The sequence below is a fragment of the Janthinobacterium sp. SUN033 genome, from assembly GCF_030397595.1.
Lineage (GTDB): Bacteria > Pseudomonadota > Gammaproteobacteria > Burkholderiales > Burkholderiaceae_D > Janthinobacterium > Janthinobacterium kumbetense.
Genome location: NZ_JAPQNV010000001.1, coordinates 1,619,261 through 1,635,482, shown reverse-complemented (window position 1 = coordinate 1,635,482; position 16,222 = coordinate 1,619,261). Strand labels below are relative to the sequence as shown.

The following is a 16,222-nucleotide window of genomic DNA, read 5'->3' as shown; positions in this document are numbered from 1 at the left end:
CAACCGCCGCTGGCGGCGCACTGATCAAAATTTTTGGCATCCCGGTCCTGGCCGGCGCTGCCGCAACCTCACTGGGATTCATGTTCATGTGGCCAAAAACTGCCAAGGAAGCGGGCGTGCGCTTCTTCGTCACCATTCTCTTTTCCGCCCTGATGGGCCCGGCCCTGGTCGTGGTCGTGCGCAACTGGATGCCAGGCCTGTTCGACAGCGCGCGCGCCGTCGCCGTGCTGTACGGCAGCGACCCCGCCCTGGGCTTCCTCTTCATTGCAGCGCCGCTGATGGTGGCGGCCGGCCTGCCCGCCTGGTGGGTGCTGGGCGCCACGGTGCGCTGGTTCGACAAGCGCCGCGACAAGGATATCGGCGAGCTGGCGCGCGATGCGGCCGCCGTCGTCAAGGATGTGCGGGGTGGCCTGTGAACCTGAGTCCCCATTTCAGCCTGGCCGAACTGGTCGCCTCGCAGGTGGCCACAGGCAAGGGCATCGACAACGCGCCGGCGCCCGCAATCGTCGCCAACCTCACGCGCCTGGCCATGCTGCTGGAGCAGGTGCGCACGCTGGTCGGTGCGCCCATCGCCATTTCCAGCGGCTACCGCTCGCCCGCGCTCAACAAGGCCGTAGGCGGCGCCGGCAATAGCGCCCACATGCTTGGCCTGGCTGCCGATATCCGCACGGCCAAGCTGGCGCCCAAGGCGCTGGCCCTGCTGATCCGCCAAAGCGATATCGCCTTCGACCAGCTGATCTACGAGGGAACGTGGGTGCACATCGGCCTGTCGGTCGGCGCGCCGCGGCGCCAAGTGCTGACGGCCAAGTTTGCCGGCGGCGGCGTCAGCTACGTGGCGGGAATCGTATGAGCGCGCTGGGCACGTTGGCCGCCGGCTCCGTCAGCGGAATCTGGAAGGCGGTGGCCATCGTCCTGGCCGGTGTTCTGCTGGCTGTTGCCAGTTCCACCGGTACCGGCTGGTGGCTGGCCGCCAGCGACCGCGACACCGCGCGCGCGGCGCTGGTACTGGAACAGGGCGTCAGCGCGCAGCTGCGCAGCTCGATCACCGAGCAAAACCGCGCCATCGATGGCATGGCCAAGGCAACCCTGGCGGCGCAGGAGCGCGGCGCGGCGGCGCAAGCGGCCGCCGCTGCCAAGGGCAAGAAGTACGACGCGACCTTGGCGCAGATCATGGGCGCGCGCGCCACGACCTGCGACGAGGCTATGCCGGCCGTCAGGCTGCTGCTGGAGGGCGTGCGATGAAATGGATGCTTGTATTGGTGCTGGCCGGCTGCGGCAGCGCGCCGCTGGCGCCGCAGCGGGTCGAAGTTCCTGTCTTTACACCATGTGTAAAGGTGGCGCCGCGGCGGCCGGCCTACGAGTTCGACCAGCTGACGCCAGTAGTAAAGGATGGGGAGATTGTCCTGGCGCTGGTGCGCGACTGGCTGCGCGGACGGAAATATGAGGGTGAGCTGGAGGCAATTATCGAGGGCTGCCTTAGCATTGCAAGCCCGCCTTCTGTGCATGTGCTGGACCTGCCGCCCCGGTCGGTGCCGATGGCGTCGAAGGAGGCGCTGCAGCCAATACCGCCAGCGGGATAGTTCCTGACGCTGTGGCGCGAGATATTCAAGCCTTGATCCTGCAGACGGAGTAGGTAATAGGTAGCGGCGGCAGGACGCGCTTGCCAGTCTTTTTTAGGAAAGATTACAATAGATCGATAATAAATCTGACTAATTCTAAGCTGGCGCAATCAACAGTTCCCGTAAATTTTTGTTGGTCCAATCAAGGTTAGACTAAAATTGACGGAATTGTTAGATGGTATTATTGTTCTACATGCCATAGACGGGGGGCTTTTGATCAGGGTGATTTAATTATCTGTCTATTGTATTTTAAAGAACCCTTCTGCATAGTGCACGAATGCCAGGAATATTTATATTTAAACGATCTAATTTTTCAATTTTTGAGCGATCTTTGTTAATGCACTCCCATAAAAAACGAATTTCATTTTGACTGTCATATTTTTCCGGCTTTATAAAACCTATCATTCCATTAGGGTCGTCAAGTCCTTCAAAGTGACGTTCTCTGTACTGAACCGCACCCCATGAAGAGGATTTAATTATAAAAATTTTCTCTAAAGCTTCCGATATTAAAGAATAAAATAGATCTGGATCGGAAATTTCAACGCAATAATCTCCAAAAGATTCCTTGAAATCTTCTTTGATGAAGAACTCAGATGTGCATATGACATATGCATCTTCAATTTTTCTCGATGAATGCGTATTTATGAAGCTGATGTCATAACAATCTTCGCTTACAGATATTTGTAATGCGCGAGCAATTTTTTGGAAGTTAGTATCGCTCCCGTCGCCTATGATAATTCCTGAATTATAACTGTGCATCGCCTCTTTGGCATCGCCCTGAAATGGATCTTCATATGCTCTACACATTTCCAAAGTGCCCAAAGATACAATTCCTAAAACAAGATCATTTGCATAATTTTCATTTTTCATTTTTCAAAAAACGGTATACTGGCCCACCAGTAAACACTCGGGTTGCAATATTTTTTTTCCTAAAATTTATGCCGTGACCGATACCCGAATCGCTATAGCGTTTCAGCATTGCTGAAATTTGTAACTTGGTCCTTGCTGCACGTTTTTTTCGGCTAGCTTTGCCCATGATTTTTCCTAATAATAGAGTTAATAAATTTTGTATAAGTCAAACATGGGTGGGTGCTAGTTTGAGCGGGTTTTCTGCATACGTCCTTGAGGCGCGAATAGTGGGTCTTATTTGTGATAATATTGACAATGCACCACTTTCCATTCGCAGCTCGTTATTGAGCCGCGAATGATGGATGACCTGCTCAAAACTGAGCGGGTTCCTTGGCCGCAGGTCGACGCAACAGGTCTAACTAACGATCAGCACTTCCAGCTTTTCTCCCAAGACTGCCCAAGCTACACACTTCTCGTCTGCATAGTCGTGCAGCATGTGATGCCTGAGCACCGTGTTGTCCGGCAGCACATGCTCTTGGCAGCAGTGATCAGCCCCAGCGAATTGCTCAGTGCCTGTATCCTCGTCGCACGGGTGCGACGCAGCGCGCCGCGAAGAACTTGGCGGAAACGCGACAACAGGTCACCAAAACTACGGCCCAATTAAGGCATTGATATCCATATAGTTAGGTAAATAGAGAGGACTTTTCACTATACATATCCAATTTTATTGTTTCTAATTTATCAGGATTGTTCAGAAATTTAATTTTTTCAAATTCATCGGTTGTTTGATGATTAAAATCAAAATCCATGACCCTATTAATTATATCAATTGCGCCAAATGCCTCAATAAATACAAACATAAAATCCCCATGTGGTACCTTGAGTGTTTTGTCTTTTAGTCTGGCGAATTCATAAGTGTCATAATCTATATTTATAAAATTCTTACTTTTGAATTCTTTTGTTTTTATGTGAGTATTCAGAATTCCATCCTTAACTACACTCACATTATTGCTGAACAGTGTAGGGTAGGTTTCAAGGATAAATTTTGTAAAGGAGTTTATGCTATTTTTATACTCAAAGGATGGTTTAAAATTTCCAGAGTTTGATTTTGGATATATCATCCTATACAGCGATCTATATTGATTTGTGTCTATGTGTGGGCCTAGTAGTTCCGAGTGTGCCAAGGTCTCAAATTTTCTATCTTTTTTATAGCGTTCTTTTTTTTGCTCTAGGATTTCCTGCTCTTTTTCATGGATTATTTTAAGAAAATTTTCAAATTCTTCAAGGTGTTTATAGTGGTTTGAGAATGTGTTTTGCTCGGATGTTAATTTTATTTGTGCTTTGGACTGTTCGGACCTATGATTTGCTGCACACAATCCAATGAAAGCTGCCATGATCGCAAGAAATGTGGCAGGAACCTTAAAATGATTTGCGAATTTTTCGAATCCATTTGAATTGAATTCAAATGGTATGTGTCGTAAATCGTAAGCAATTAGAACGGAGCTAATTATTGCAATAGAAAGGATAAATCCACCTCCCCATTGGACAATAGGCAGGGAGAATAAATTTTTTTGGGGAGAGAAATCAATTTTCATGGAATTAGTGAAATAATTTTCGATGTTGCAAGATACGTTGACGAGGAATAATTGTCAACAGTATGCATGCCACGATCTCATGTCCTACCTCCCCGAAATTTTCCGTCATAGCTTGAGACCCCTCTAAAGTATATCCAATGTGTTGGCTTGCTTTTGATCTGGTCGTATGCTGAGAATCCCCGGGCGCCGAATTGCTGAAGTTTCAGTCGATCTTGCCAAAGCGATGGAACGGCCTCGAGGTATTTCATTTGGCTAAATTGCAGCCCAGCACCGCCCTAAGACTTCCCCATAGCCACATATGCCACCCACTTTTCGTCTGCATCTTCGTGCAGGATTTAGCACCTGACCCTTGCGGCACGGCAGAAAGTGATTTATATGGTCTGTGTTGGTGAAATTGTCGCAGCATCGATAATGCACTATAGTGTTCACATATCACATGTGCGCCGACTACACCCCCAGCCGTAAAGAGCAAATCGAAGACCGCATCGGTGTTCGATCGCCTCAACTCGACTTGCCGCCCGAGGCGTGGCCCGGCTACATGGCACCCATCCTGCGCGGCTCTCATGAGGCACCAGGCCAGCTGGAAATCGTCCCGGCCATTTTTGGCATGGTGCCGCATTGCGCGAATGAGATGCTGGCCGAACGCAAGGGGCAGCGGCTGCGCGACGTTCATGCCATGAGTTTGTGAGGGGGAATGTAGATTAGTAGAGCAGAGCGCTGATTGTCGCTGCATCAACAGCGGCAATCAGCCTCGGCACGCTGGCCAGGCCAGTGAACCAAGTTGGCTCGTGCTACCTCGGGGAGGTAATTCGACTCTAACATTAGGAGGTTCACATTTTGGCTTTTCCCATCATCCCCTGGATCGGCGGCAAACGACGCCTGGCCGACCGCATCATCCCGCAATTTCCGCCTCACACCTGCTACGTAGAGGTTTTCGCCGGCGGCGCCGCGCTGTACTTCATGCGACCACCGGCCGAGGTTGAGGTGCTGAACGACGTCAACGGTGAGTTGATCAACCTGTACCGCGTCGTCAAGAATCATCTGGAGGAATTCGTGCGCCAGTTCAAGTGGGCGCTGTCGAGCCGCGAGGTGTTCAAGTGGCTGCAGGAGACGCCACCGCACACCCTGACGGACCTGCAGCGCGCGGCGCGCTTCTTCTATCTGCAGCAGCATGCCTTCGGCGGCAAGGTCGACGGCCAGACGTGGGGCACGGCCACGACCGCGCCGCCGCTTAACCTGCTGCGCATCGAGGAGAACCTGTCGGCCGCGCACCTGCGCCTGTCTGGCGCCTACATCGAGAACCTGGACTGGTACAAATGCCTGGAGCGCTACGACCGGCCGCATACGCTGTTTTACCTGGACCCGCCGTACTGGGAGACGGCCGGCTATGGCGTGGAGTTTGAATTCGCTCAGTACGAGAAGATGGCCGAGCTGCTGGCCCGGCTGAAGGGTAAGGTCATCTTGAGCCTGAATGACCATCCGGACATCCGGCGCGTGTTTGCCGGTTTCCAGATGGATACAACCGGCATCCAGTACAACGTGGCCGGAGGTGGCAAGGGAGTCGAGCGCCGGGAACTGATTATTTACAGTTGGGATAGGGTTGCGGAACCTGCCGGGTTATTTTAAGGAAAAAATTAAGTATCGCCAGGATCGATTTATATATAGTCAACTCCTGGCGGTAGAGTAATAATTTACTTAATAGGCGCACGCTAGGATGCTACTCTTCCAATAGGTCATTATAAGCATCTAACATTGCCTCAACTTCTGGCCACTTGTTATCCATACTGATTAATGCCTCAAGTGGATGTCCACCTTTTCGATGTGATTTTGCAATTGCCCATAACAGATAGTCCAAAGTCACTGGTGCGCTAAGCGCTTGAAACGCATGAGTCGTATTTATAACTGCATGGTGAGGAAATTTAGCGTTTGCCGTCTTGATGCTTTCAATTAACTTTTGACTTTTACCTCGTAACGCAAGCTTCTGATGTCCATCTAATTCAGCTGCATAATGCGCCGCCACTTCCTTCGCTGCGGCAACCTCGGCACGCAAAGCCTCCAATTCGTCATGTGTTGCGGCTGGGGGGGGGGCACCACCCAGCGCTCTTATCAGGAGCTGAAAGGCCTCTTCATACTTTTCAATTTCAATAAAGTTGCCGTAAAGTTTTCCTTTTAAAAATCCTGGAAGTTCTACCTTTTCGATTAGTAATGGTAATACCACAACTCTATTTTCTTCAATTTCTCGATTGGATGCAATATCGAGTTCACGCGTCACCCATTTGCTTGCAATAGATGCATTGGATAAAATTACGGCAACATAGTCGACTTCGTCAAGCCCTAAACGAATTTTTTCTATAAGGGAATCGCCAATATTTATTTCAGCCTCATCGATCCAAACGGCATGCCCAGCTTTCCTCAAATCGTTGCCGAGCTTTCTTGCAAAAGGCTTATCGACATTTGTATGGCTCAAAAATATTGTGCTCAAAACTCTCTCCAATTTCAAGAATTGAAATTATTAATCTTTTTTGCTGTAGTCGATAGCCGTAAAGCCATCGGCATCCACATCGGACATAGGTACTTCAATTGATAGACCAAAGCGAACTCCATGAATGCGCTCGATGGTTGCTGGTACGGCGTACCTCCGAGATAAAATATAGTTATCTTCAATAATGCTGTACATCTTAAATTGAAAGACCGAAAGGGTGGTTCCTGTAGCTCCAATGATCGGCATATTCGCTCCTTTATGAATGAAAATATCATAATCGCCTTTCCCTGCGGAAAGTGCAACTTTTCTTGATTCGTCTCTCCAATAGTCGTAACGGTGAAAAAAGGGAGTCGCAGGCCCTACCTCGTGCCAGTGCTGCCCAGCAGGCCCGGTGGCGATGGAGGGGATATCTTTACGGTATCCTGCAGATATCCTTGTCGCGCAGCCCGATCCTATGCAGTCGCGAACTCGTGCAAAAGCGCCTGCGCCGGCCGCGACAGCGGAGCGGGGTGGGCTCTTCTAGTTACAAATTTTGTCTTTTGGCTTCCTAGGCTTGGCAATATACTGTGTTTTTGTACAGTATATTTGGATGGATGATGAAGGTTTGGGCATCAAGGCGTCGAGAGGATGGGGCAGTGCTGGCAGCCCCTGCACCGGTAGTAGAGGGCGCCATGCTGCTCGAACTGTTCGTGATCGACGTAACGCTGGAGGGGAATCGACGCCCTTCAAAAGTGGCACGCCTGCAGACGATAGGCGCGCCGCGCATTCTGGCGCAGCTTGCCAGGCCCAAGCTGGTGCGAGCACAGGGATGGAATCTAGTGTTGAGCGGCATTGAGGCATCGAGGGATGCGTCCGGCCACACCCGCGAGGTCGCCCAAACTTGGGTGTGCAAGCTGCACGTACCGGAAAACGCTATCGAATTCCGCGCCAGGGAACTGTATCGATCCGGAGTAGCGCTACCGAAAAAACTTGCACGTGAGAGTGGTGGCTCGCGCGGGCTGCTGGCGGTAGCTGACGATTACTCAAATGTGCTTCAGCGCCACGCCACGTGCGCTGAGCTGCGCGGCCATCAGATTTCCACATTTCCGGAGGGCCGCCTCATTGACTGTTATATCGAGTGGATGTCGGAAGAGTCGTTCGAACTGGGTGGCCTGCAGTTGCGCTCGAGTTTCGAGAGCTGTCCGGAGCAGCTGCAGCGCGGTGGGTGGCTGGTTTGCATCGACGTGAAAGAACGCGAGCTGACGAAGAGCGAGGCGCGCATGATTCGATAGAATACTGATCAACTTAACGCGCGAGGACGATCTGGCCTCGGGTAAATGAAAAGTTATGAGCAAGATTCGAAAACCCCTAAGCATCGAGCAGCTGAAAGAAATTCAAAATCGCAATGACTCGGCCGACGTGCGCGCGCTTTTGTGGGAGGTGCGGCGTCTGCGTGAGATCGCGGCGGCGGCCGATGAATTGGAGCGCAGCTTGGGGCCGCGTGTCGGTATGCCCGGACTGATCCGTGCTTCGCTTCGGGAGCAACTGGACGGCCAGCACTGCTTTGTTGCAATGCCGCTGCCCACATGAACAGACGGTCGCTCAGCGGGCAGTGCACACTTTGCCCGTCGATGCCCAGCCGGACACGCGCTGCTGCTGGTCGACCAGCACGATGACTTGGCAGCCTGCCGCCGCGCTGCCGTAGTTCAGCTGCAGGTATTCGCCCTGGTGTTGATAGCTGGTGGGCGTGCCGTAGCGGGCCGCGAGGGCGAAGCTGTCCAGTCCTATCAGATCACTACTGCGGCGTTTGGCAATGTCACTGGCAGTGCAGCTGAGCAGGGTGGGTAAGATGAGGGTCGCCAGCGCGTGCCTCATTGCAATCCTTCCTTTTGGGGTTATGCTTGTAGGTGGCATGTTCCTTTCTAGTATGTTGGGTGTCCGCCACCCTGATCTTGCGCAGCCTCATATAAGTTCAGGTAGGGCAGTAAAGCGGGCAAGTACCAGGGCGAAATTTGGGCGAAAACGTAGACTTTTCCAGACCATTCCGTAAAAGCAAGAATGGCATGCACTCTATGTCTACAGGGGTTTGAGAATGTTTAAGACAAGAATCAAGAATTTCTGTATAATCTGCTTTTGCGCCAATAGGAAATGCTATGCGTCTACTTCAAAAAGCACTCACATTCGATGACGTGCTGCTCGTCCCAGCCTACTCCAACGTTCTGCCCGCCGATACGTCCCTCAAAACTCGCCTGACCCGCAATATCACCCTGAATATTCCCTTGCTGTCCGCAGCCATGGATACGGTGACGGAAGCCCGCCTCGCGATCGCGATGGCCCAGGAAGGCGGCATCGGCATCATTCACAAGAATTTGAATCCGAAAGACCAGGCACGTGAAGTGGCCCGCGTGAAGCGTTTCGAAGCCGGCGTGCTGCGCGACCCGATCACGATTCCGCCGGAAATGAAAATCCGCGACGTGATCGCCCTGACGGAACAATACGGCATCAGCGGTTTCCCTGTTGTCAAAGGCAAGGAAGTCGTCGGCATCATCACCAACCGCGATTTGCGCTTTGAGCAGGAACTCGACGCGGAAGCTTCCGCCAAGATGACCCCGCGCGAAAAACTCGTGGTCGTCAAGGAAGACGCCGATACGGCCGAAGCCAAGCGCCTGATGAACAAGCACCGCCTGGAGCGCGTGCTGGTCGTCAACGACGCGTTCGAGCTGCGCGGTCTGATCACCGTCAAGGATATCCAGAAGTCGACTTCCCACCCGTTCGCGTCGAAAGACAGCCAGGGAAAACTGCTGGTCGGCGCTGCCGTCGGCGTGGGCGCCAAGGATGAAGAGCGCATCGACCTGCTGGTTGCTGCCGGCGTCGACGTGCTGGTGGTCGATACGGCCCACGGCCACTCGCAGGGCATCCTCGACCGCGTACGCTGGATCAAGACCAAGTATCCGCAAGTCGAAGTGATTGGCGGCAATATCGCTACCGCCGCCGCCGCCAAGGCGCTGGTCGAATACGGCGCCGATGCGGTCAAGGTCGGCATCGGTCCTGGCTCGATCTGCACCACGCGTATCGTCGCCGGTGTGGGCGTGCCGCAAATCACGGCCATCTCGAACGTGGCCGAAGCGCTGGAAGGCACGGGCGTGCCATGTATCGCCGACGGCGGTATCCGTTTCTCGGGCGATATCTCGAAAGCGCTGGCCGCTGGCGCTTCGACCGTCATGATGGGGTCCATGTTTGCCGGTACGGAAGAAGCACCGGGCGAAGTGATCCTGTACCAGGGCCGCAGCTACAAATCGTACCGCGGCATGGGTTCGCTGGGCGCGATGTCCGATGGTTCGGCTGACCGTTATTTCCAGGACGCCACCATGAAGGCCGACAAGTTCGTGCCTGAAGGTATCGAAGGCCGCGTGGCCTACAAGGGCAGCGTGCTGGCGATCATCTTCCAGCTGGTGGGCGGCGTGCGTCAATCGATGGGTTACTGCGGTTGCGCCACCATCGACGAACTGCGCGAAAAAGCGGAATTCGTGGAAATCACCTCGGCCGGCATGCGCGAGTCGCATGTCCATGATGTGCAGATCACGAAAGAAGCGCCTAACTACCGCTCCGAGTAAGCGTACTGGAGAAACTGTCCATGGCTGCGTTCCAGTGCCTCGCCGTACTATTCGTACTGTCTTCGGCACTGCGCCTTGCCCTGAACAGTTTTCCAGCTACGCTATTGTGGTAGCGAAAGTCCAGACCGGCGCCCAGTGCGCCGGTTTTGCAATTGACCCTGAATAAAGCTCCGACCATGCACTCTAAAATCCTCATTCTCGATTTCGGTTCCCAAGTCACCCAGTTGATCGCCCGCCGCGTGCGCGATTCCGGCGTGTTTTCCGAAGTCTTCCCGTATGACGTCAGCGATGAATTCGTGCGCAACTATGGCGCCGCCGGCGTGATCCTGTCGGGCAGCCACAATTCCACGCTGGACGGCGATTCGCCGCGCGCACCGCAAGCCGTGTTCGAGCTGGGCGTGCCCGTGCTGGGCATCTGCTACGGTATGCAAACCATGGCGGCCCAGCTGGGCGGCAAGGTGGAAAATGGCCTGGTGCGCGAATTCGGTTACGCCGAAGTGCGCGCCCGCAGCCACACCAAGTTGCTCAACGGCATTGCCGACTTCGTCACCGACGAAGGCCACGGCATGCTGAAAGTGTGGATGAGCCACGGCGACAAGGTGCTGGAAATGCCGCCAGGTTTCAAGCTGATGGGCAACACTCCGAGCTGCCCGATCGCCGCCATGGCCGACGAAGAGCGCCAGTTCTACGGCGTGCAATTCCACCCGGAAGTGACGCACACGGTGCAGGGCAAGGCCATGATCGGCCGCTTCGTGCATGAAATCTGCGGCTGCAAGTCGGACTGGAACATGCCCGATTACATCAGCGAAGCGGTGGAAAAGATCCGCGCGCAAGTCGGTAGCGACGACGTCATCCTGGGCCTGTCCGGCGGCGTCGATTCGTCCGTCGCGGCTGCCCTGATCCACCGCGCCATCGGCGACCAGCTGACCTGCGTCTTCGTCGACCACGGCCTGCTGCGCCTGGACGAAGGCAAGATGGTGATGGACATGTTCGCCAAGAACCTGGGCGTGAAAGTCATCCGCGTCGATGCGGAAGACCAGTTCATGGGCCATTTGGCCGGCGTCACTGACCCCGAGCAAAAGCGCAAGATCATCGGCCGCGAATTCGTCGAAGTCTTCCAGGTTGAATCGGGCAAGCTGGTCAACGCCAAATGGTTGGCGCAAGGCACGATCTACCCGGACGTGATCGAATCGGCAGGTAAGGGCAAGAAAGGCCAGACCATCAAGAGCCACCACAACGTGGGCGGCTTGCCGGACACCATGAAGCTCAAATTGCTCGAACCCTTGCGCGAACTGTTCAAGGATGAAGTGCGCAAACTGGGCGTCGCGCTCGGCTTGCCGCATGACATGGTCTACCGCCACCCATTCCCGGGCCCGGGCCTGGGCGTGCGCATCCTCGGCGAAGTTAAGAAAGACTATGCCGACCTGCTGCGCCGCGCCGATGCCATCTTCATCGAAGAGCTGCGCAACACGCCGTACGAGTTCGTCGCCGGCCAGGCCGTCGACCCGGACGCGCTGCCAGCGAACTGGTACGAAGCGACCAGCCAGGCGTTCGCCGTCTTCCTGCCCGTCAAATCGGTGGGTGTGATGGGCGATGGCCGTACCTACGAATACGTGGTGGCCCTGCGCGCCGTGCAAACGCAAGACTTCATGACGGCCCACTGGGCGCATCTGCCGCACAGCTTGCTGGGCAAGGTCTCCAACCGCATCATCAATGAAGTGCGTGGCATCAACCGCGTCGTCTACGATATTTCGGGCAAGCCGCCGGCGACCATCGAATGGGAGTGATGAGCTCGCTTTAACTGTTTGATTTTAAAGTGAAAAATATATGGCCGTTGATAATTCAAAAAGAATTATCAACGGCCATTTTTTTGATGTGCGTGCGGTTGATCCGTCGCGCCAAGGAAATGCGTGCATTGACGTCGCCACCGCGATCCCAGGTCAATGAATCCAGCCAGTCATCAGGCAGTTTTTGACTTTACAGGTCAGCGCATGGATCACGTTGCGCGTATTTCCCCGTGAGCCGCACCACTCCATCTGCCGCGACTTCTCAGCAAGGTAGTGATCCGGTTATTTCTCGCTCTTGCTTGCGGACTCGGCGCAATCCAAGGTTTTTTTGTGGATGGCTTCGAGGCCTTGATGCGCGAGGTCCAGCAGCGCTATTTCTACGGTGCAGCCATTTTGCATGGACAGGCGCTTCACGGCGGAGGCAAGCATGGGGGGAAGTTCCAGAAAATTCAGGATCAGCGCCCCTCCGGCCGCTACTGGCGGGTCGATTTGCGTCCCTCTGGCGATGGGTAACGTCCCGTGCATTAACCAGGCGGTGCTGACGTCGAGGGCAGCGGCAATCTTCTCTGCCGCGTCCATAAGCAGTTTGGCTTTGCCTGATTCATAGCGATACAGTTGCGTGGGATTGATGCCCGCCAGTTCGGCAAGCAGCACTTGTGAGATACGAAGATTCTCGCGGCAGCTTTTGAGGCGCTCAGAAACATGGGTGTTGCCAGACATACATATTGCCTTTCAATATATACCGTTCGTGAATGACCGGCTGTGGTGCAGCTGTCTCCACGGTGATGACAGGAGCAAGAGCGTTCTGCCAGCCACAGCTTGGTCAACAGCAATGATTTTACCGCCCGGGAGCGGCATGGCGGCATCCCTTGTTTCGTATTTCTTCCGGTCGGCATGGTCAATGTTGAGATCGTGTACGGATGCCGGATCTGACCCCGCGCCGCGCAGGGGAGGGAGCTGGACGCAGTTGAGCTTGCTAAGAGGTGGCCTGCGTTGCATGAGCTACCTTGCTTGACCTCGCTCTCAGGTCCTGGATGTCAGCGCTCAGGATGGATGAAATACTGACGAATACGGTTTTTCTTGCGGGAGCATGTGCTTTGCTTCCTCAAATTTCTCTTGGGCGAGCAACGCATGGATTGCATGGGCCAGCGGCGTCACATCCGCCACCCTGGTTATCCATTGATGTACGTAAAGTTCTACCGCCTTTTTGCTGAGGCCGATCTGAATGGCTCTGTGAGCTTGCGGCCGCAACAGCAGATCCCGTTCTGGATCCCATTGGATGCGCACGGGCGATGCCTCTTTTTTCGCCGACCATTCGTCCTTGCTCATGGACGTATCCGCGTGGCTCAGGCAGCCGTGCTCCAGTGCCCATTCAAATCCCGCTCGACTGATATCGATCGCCAGTATGCGTTGCTGACCAGCATCTTTGAATCCCCAGCCGGCGCGATACATCATCCATAAGAAAGACGGTTTAATCCACGTCATGCGTTCCATTTTGAATGGGGGCGAAGTAAATGTGCCGTTCGTTAATGCGTCATCTGCGATCACATCCGAATAGGCCTGATAGACACGGATGGTCGATTCGTCGTAGGTGGCCCTGATCTGACGTTCAGGGATGGCTGATGTTGGGTGCTGATCATCTTGCATTGTTACCTTGGTTGAAGCCAGGGAGAATCCCGGCAAGTTTTAACGTGACGCTGACAGTGCCGCCCGACTCCTGCGCGTGGCCTAAGCAATCCTTGCTGCCAGCCATACGTCGCCGGTTGATAGCCCATGCCGATGGGCCCATCAGGATGGTGGCAAGGTGGATGGCCCGACTGGCGAAAGTGGAGCGTGGTCAGCTTTGTAAATCTTACACGACCTTGGCCTCGTCCCGCTGCATGCGCAGGGTGCGCAGCTTGCCGATCAAGGCGATGGGGAGGCCGGGGGTATTCTTACCCGATCTCAGCCCATAGGGTACGCATCAGTTTCTCAAATGTGTATACGGTTCGACTGACTGTCTTACTCGCGCAGTGAAAAGCGCAAGATATGGTGACCGGTATGAGCGAACGGGCTTGCCTCTGCCCTCCAGTCCGCGACAAATCGGACAGGATGGATATATCCGGTGAGAGTATTTGCGAGGGTAGCAGCAGTTTAGTGGTTTGAAAATGTAGAACAGCCCATGGCTTAGCTATCCCATTGAGCATCGAGTTGGAGTAAGTTTTTTGTGGGAAACTTTGTGTATCGGAATGACTGAGCAAGCTGAAGACCTGTTTGACAGGGCTCTTTTATGGGCTCATGTCGATGCACCATCGCCTGCTCACCTGTTTTGCTAGTGGTAATTGGATAGTTGAAAGGTGGTTACCAAAGAGGTAAAGTTTCAAGAAATAAATAAAATTGCCATGCGGAAATAATTATTTTATAATCTACTTAAGAAAATATTCACGTAAGGCAACATATGCACCTGCGCTTGACGCCATGGTGCGGTGTATTTTTGTTTAGCGGCACCTTGTGCGCCGCCGTGTCCGCGCAGACCCGTCCTGAAATTGCACCGCCCCTTCCCAATCCGCCTGGCGCCAGCCAGCGCGACGATGCCAGCCAAGAACTTATCCGCCAGCAAGAACGTGAGCGCCTCCTGCGCCAGCAGCAGGAACGCACTCCCGACGTGCGCCTGCTCGATGCGCCCGCGGCCGCGTCCGCCAACCGCCTGCCTGCGGGCGAATCGCCATGCTTTACGATTGACCAGCTGGTGTTGCGAGGCGAGGGCGCCGCGCAATTCCAGTGGGCGCTGGCTGCCGCCGGGCGCGACGACCTGGGTGCGCCGGACTCTGCGCTGGGACGCTGCCTGGGCACGCAGGCCATCAATGTGCTGATGGGCCGGCTGCAGAACGCCATCATCGCGCGCGGCTATGTCACCACGCGCGTGCTGGCCGAACCGCAGGACTTGAGCAAGGGGACGCTGGCCTTGACCTTGATACCGGGGCGCATCCGCCAGATCGGCTTTGCGCCCGGCACGAATCCCCGCGCCACGTGGTGGAATGCCGTGCCGGCGCGCCCTGGCGACTTGCTCAATGTGCGCGATACGGAACAGGCGCTGGAAAACTTCAAGCGCGTGCCGACGGCCGAAGCCGATATCCAGATCATGCCGGCCGAGGGCGGCAATGCGAAGCCGGGCGAGAGCGACCTGCAGATCCAGTGGAAGCAGGGCTTGCCGTTCCGCCTGGCGCTGGGCCTCGACGATGGCGGTTCGCGCTCGACGGGCAAGCTGCAGGGCAGCGTGACCCTGTCGTATGACCATTGGCTGACCCTGAACGACCTGTTTTACCTGAGCCTGAACCAGAACGTCGACGGCGACCGCGACGGCCCGCGCGGCACGGCCGGCATGGTGGCCCACTATTCGATTCCCTACGCCTACTGGCTGCTGGCCTTCACGGTCAGCGACAGCCATTACCACCAGTCCGTGGCCGGCATCAGCCAGGACTACAACTACAGCGGCGCCAGCCAGAATCGCGAAGTGAAACTGTCCCGCCTGGTCTACCGGGATGCGTCGCGCAAGACGACGCTTTCCCTGCGCGGCTGGCAGCGTTCCGCGCAAAACTTCATCGACGACACGGAAGTGGAAGTGCAGCGCCGCCGCATGGCCGGCTGGGAAATCGGTATCGGCCACCGCGAATTCCTGGGGCAGGCCACGTTTGACGTCAACCTGCAATACCGGCGCGGTACTGGCGCGATGGAGGCGCTGGCCGCGCCCGAGGAAGCGTTTGGCGAGGGTACCTCGCGCATGCGCTTGCTGCTGGCCGACGCGGCCGTGTCGGCGCCGTTCACGCTGGCTGGCCAGCCGCTGCACTACACGGGCAGCTGGCGCACGCAGCACAACCGTACGCCGCTGGTGCCGCAAGACCGCTTCGCCATCGGCGGGCGCTACACGGTGCGCGGCTATGACGGCGAAAGCAGCCTGTCGGCCGAACGGGGCTGGCTGCTGCGCAACGAAGTCGGCGTGCCGCTGGGCAGCAGCGGCCAGCAAGCGTATGTGGGACTCGATCATGGCGAGGTATCGGGGCCGTCCGCGGAATGGCTGATCGCGCGCCGCCTGACGGGCGGCTTCGTCGGCTTGCGGGGGCAATGGCTGGGCGTGCAGTACGACGCCTTTGTCGGCTGGCCCGTGCATAAACCTGAACTCTTCCGCACGGCCAGTCATACGGCAGGTTTCAGCCTGAACGCCAGTTATTGATATTTAGCAATGTAGTTACGTAGTTTTAAAGAATTAAGTCACTAAACGCAGCCATCCGCCAGACGTTTTCCTTTCCCTGTATTTGGC

Annotated in this window: 19 protein-coding genes; 11 read left to right on the top strand and 8 right to left on the bottom strand. The window is 55.3% G+C overall.

Going from position 1 to position 16,222, the window contains the following annotated elements; genetic code table 11:
* The first annotated feature begins 86 nt into the window (after nucleotides 1–86).
* From OX460_RS07355 to OX460_RS07340, 4 genes are read left to right on the top strand one after another with little or no spacing between them, the layout of a single operon-like run.
* On the top strand, nucleotides 87–416 hold the full coding sequence (locus tag OX460_RS07355; protein ID WP_227742029.1) for a hypothetical protein: 330 nt from the start codon (nucleotides 87–89) through the stop codon (nucleotides 414–416).
* Entirely contained in the window at nucleotides 413–850 is a 438-nt protein-coding gene (locus OX460_RS07350) for a D-Ala-D-Ala carboxypeptidase family metallohydrolase (RefSeq protein ID WP_289898252.1), read from the top strand. Before OX460_RS07355 ends, OX460_RS07350 begins: the two co-directional genes overlap by 4 nt.
* Nucleotides 847–1,242: a hypothetical protein gene (locus tag OX460_RS07345; protein ID WP_289898251.1), complete on the top strand. Its 396-nt coding sequence runs from the start codon at nucleotides 847–849 to the stop codon at nucleotides 1,240–1,242. Before OX460_RS07350 ends, OX460_RS07345 begins: the two co-directional genes overlap by 4 nt.
* Nucleotides 1,239–1,580, top strand: a complete 342-nt coding sequence (locus tag OX460_RS07340; protein WP_289898250.1) for a hypothetical protein — start codon at nucleotides 1,239–1,241, stop codon at nucleotides 1,578–1,580. Before OX460_RS07345 ends, OX460_RS07340 begins: the two co-directional genes overlap by 4 nt.
* Nucleotides 1,581–1,868: 288 nt before the next feature.
* Here OX460_RS07340 and OX460_RS07335 read toward each other — a convergent pair whose 3' ends face one another.
* The 3 genes from OX460_RS07335 to OX460_RS07325 all read right to left on the bottom strand — a co-directional run bounded on the left by OX460_RS07335 (nucleotide 1,869) and on the right by OX460_RS07325 (nucleotide 4,063).
* Complete coding sequence (locus OX460_RS07335) at nucleotides 1,869–2,489, bottom strand: hypothetical protein (RefSeq protein ID WP_289898249.1); 621 nt, start codon at nucleotides 2,487–2,489, stop codon at nucleotides 1,869–1,871.
* Nucleotides 2,479–2,655, bottom strand: a complete 177-nt coding sequence (locus OX460_RS07330) for a hypothetical protein (RefSeq protein WP_289898248.1) — start codon at nucleotides 2,653–2,655, stop codon at nucleotides 2,479–2,481. Before OX460_RS07330 ends, OX460_RS07335 begins: the two co-directional genes overlap by 11 nt.
* A 496-nt stretch (nucleotides 2,656–3,151) precedes the next feature.
* Nucleotides 3,152–4,063: a hypothetical protein gene (locus OX460_RS07325; RefSeq protein WP_289898247.1), complete on the bottom strand. Its 912-nt coding sequence runs from the start codon at nucleotides 4,061–4,063 to the stop codon at nucleotides 3,152–3,154.
* Nucleotides 4,064–4,499: 436 nt separating this feature from the next.
* On the opposite strand from OX460_RS07325, the gene OX460_RS07320 reads away from it, so the two are divergent.
* Nucleotides 4,500–4,751, top strand: a complete 252-nt coding sequence (locus OX460_RS07320) for a hypothetical protein (protein ID WP_289898246.1) — start codon at nucleotides 4,500–4,502, stop codon at nucleotides 4,749–4,751.
* 149 nt (nucleotides 4,752–4,900) lie between these two features.
* A complete protein-coding gene (locus OX460_RS07315; protein ID WP_289898245.1) occupies nucleotides 4,901–5,689 on the top strand; it encodes a DNA adenine methylase in 789 nt (262 codons plus the stop codon).
* Nucleotides 5,690–5,780: 91 nt separating this feature from the next.
* On the opposite strand, the gene OX460_RS07310 is transcribed toward OX460_RS07315, so the two are convergent.
* Together OX460_RS07310 and OX460_RS07305 are read right to left on the bottom strand one after the other, a co-directional pair.
* The gene (locus OX460_RS07310) at nucleotides 5,781–6,545 is read right to left on the bottom strand and encodes a toll/interleukin-1 receptor domain-containing protein (RefSeq protein ID WP_289898244.1); all 765 of its coding nucleotides are present in this window, start codon (nucleotides 6,543–6,545) and stop codon (nucleotides 5,781–5,783) included.
* A gap of 30 nt (nucleotides 6,546–6,575) precedes the next feature.
* Entirely contained in the window at nucleotides 6,576–6,791 is a 216-nt protein-coding gene (locus OX460_RS07305; protein ID WP_289898243.1) for a hypothetical protein, read from the bottom strand.
* Nucleotides 6,792–7,216: 425 nt separating this feature from the next.
* Between OX460_RS07305 and OX460_RS07300 the strand changes: the two genes are divergently transcribed.
* Entirely contained in the window at nucleotides 7,217–7,816 is a 600-nt protein-coding gene (locus tag OX460_RS07300; protein WP_289898242.1) for a hypothetical protein, read from the top strand.
* A gap of 55 nt (nucleotides 7,817–7,871) precedes the next feature.
* On the top strand, nucleotides 7,872–8,114 hold the full coding sequence (locus tag OX460_RS07295; protein WP_289898241.1) for a hypothetical protein: 243 nt from the start codon (nucleotides 7,872–7,874) through the stop codon (nucleotides 8,112–8,114).
* A gap of 12 nt (nucleotides 8,115–8,126) precedes the next feature.
* Here OX460_RS07295 and OX460_RS07290 read toward each other — a convergent pair whose 3' ends face one another.
* Complete coding sequence (locus OX460_RS07290) at nucleotides 8,127–8,399, bottom strand: hypothetical protein (protein WP_289898240.1); 273 nt, start codon at nucleotides 8,397–8,399, stop codon at nucleotides 8,127–8,129.
* A gap of 278 nt (nucleotides 8,400–8,677) precedes the next feature.
* Here OX460_RS07290 and guaB point away from each other — a divergent pair, with 278 nt between their 5' ends.
* Both guaB and guaA read left to right on the top strand, forming a co-directional pair.
* Nucleotides 8,678–10,138 carry an IMP dehydrogenase gene (guaB, locus tag OX460_RS07285; protein WP_034752206.1) on the top strand — a complete coding sequence of 487 codons (1,461 nt, stop codon included), beginning with the start codon at nucleotides 8,678–8,680 and terminating at the stop codon, nucleotides 10,136–10,138.
* Between the two features lie 176 nt (nucleotides 10,139–10,314).
* Nucleotides 10,315–11,925, top strand: a complete 1,611-nt coding sequence (gene guaA / locus OX460_RS07280; RefSeq protein WP_034777714.1) for a glutamine-hydrolyzing GMP synthase — start codon at nucleotides 10,315–10,317, stop codon at nucleotides 11,923–11,925.
* 282 nt (nucleotides 11,926–12,207) lie between these two features.
* Here the strand turns inward: guaA and OX460_RS07275 are convergent, their stop codons facing one another.
* Together OX460_RS07275 and OX460_RS07270 are read right to left on the bottom strand one after the other, a co-directional pair.
* Nucleotides 12,208–12,645, bottom strand: a complete 438-nt coding sequence (locus OX460_RS07275) for a helix-turn-helix transcriptional regulator (RefSeq protein ID WP_289898239.1) — start codon at nucleotides 12,643–12,645, stop codon at nucleotides 12,208–12,210.
* Between the two features lie 324 nt (nucleotides 12,646–12,969).
* Nucleotides 12,970–13,572, bottom strand: coding sequence for a DUF4291 domain-containing protein (locus OX460_RS07270; protein WP_289898238.1), 603 nt, complete (start codon nucleotides 13,570–13,572; stop codon nucleotides 12,970–12,972).
* A gap of 790 nt (nucleotides 13,573–14,362) precedes the next feature.
* On the opposite strand from OX460_RS07270, the gene OX460_RS07265 reads away from it, so the two are divergent.
* On the top strand, nucleotides 14,363–16,135 hold the full coding sequence (locus OX460_RS07265) for a ShlB/FhaC/HecB family hemolysin secretion/activation protein (protein WP_289898237.1): 1,773 nt from the start codon (nucleotides 14,363–14,365) through the stop codon (nucleotides 16,133–16,135).
* The last annotated feature ends 87 nt before the right edge of the window (nucleotides 16,136–16,222 follow it).

Coding starts and splice junctions, on each gene's coding strand:
- OX460_RS07265 (WP_289898237.1), top strand. CDS start 14,363: ATGCACCTGCGCTTGACGCCATGGTGCGGTGTATTTTTGTTTAGCGGC.
- OX460_RS07270 (WP_289898238.1), bottom strand. CDS start 13,572: ATGCAAGATGATCAGCACCCAACATCAGCCATCCCTGAACGTCAGATC.
- OX460_RS07335 (WP_289898249.1), bottom strand. CDS start 2,489: ATGAAAAATGAAAATTATGCAAATGATCTTGTTTTAGGAATTGTATCT.
- guaA (WP_034777714.1), top strand. CDS start 10,315: ATGCACTCTAAAATCCTCATTCTCGATTTCGGTTCCCAAGTCACCCAG.
- OX460_RS07355 (WP_227742029.1), top strand. CDS start 87: ATGTGGCCAAAAACTGCCAAGGAAGCGGGCGTGCGCTTCTTCGTCACC.
- OX460_RS07275 (WP_289898239.1), bottom strand. CDS start 12,645: ATGTCTGGCAACACCCATGTTTCTGAGCGCCTCAAAAGCTGCCGCGAG.
- OX460_RS07345 (WP_289898251.1), top strand. CDS start 847: ATGAGCGCGCTGGGCACGTTGGCCGCCGGCTCCGTCAGCGGAATCTGG.
- OX460_RS07325 (WP_289898247.1), bottom strand. CDS start 4,063: ATGAAAATTGATTTCTCTCCCCAAAAAAATTTATTCTCCCTGCCTATT.
- OX460_RS07300 (WP_289898242.1), top strand. CDS start 7,217: ATGCTGCTCGAACTGTTCGTGATCGACGTAACGCTGGAGGGGAATCGA.
- OX460_RS07340 (WP_289898250.1), top strand. CDS start 1,239: ATGAAATGGATGCTTGTATTGGTGCTGGCCGGCTGCGGCAGCGCGCCG.
- OX460_RS07305 (WP_289898243.1), bottom strand. CDS start 6,791: ATGCCGATCATTGGAGCTACAGGAACCACCCTTTCGGTCTTTCAATTT.
- OX460_RS07320 (WP_289898246.1), top strand. CDS start 4,500: ATGTGCGCCGACTACACCCCCAGCCGTAAAGAGCAAATCGAAGACCGC.
- guaB (WP_034752206.1), top strand. CDS start 8,678: ATGCGTCTACTTCAAAAAGCACTCACATTCGATGACGTGCTGCTCGTC.
- OX460_RS07295 (WP_289898241.1), top strand. CDS start 7,872: ATGAGCAAGATTCGAAAACCCCTAAGCATCGAGCAGCTGAAAGAAATT.
- OX460_RS07290 (WP_289898240.1), bottom strand. CDS start 8,399: ATGAGGCACGCGCTGGCGACCCTCATCTTACCCACCCTGCTCAGCTGC.
- OX460_RS07330 (WP_289898248.1), bottom strand. CDS start 2,655: ATGGGCAAAGCTAGCCGAAAAAAACGTGCAGCAAGGACCAAGTTACAA.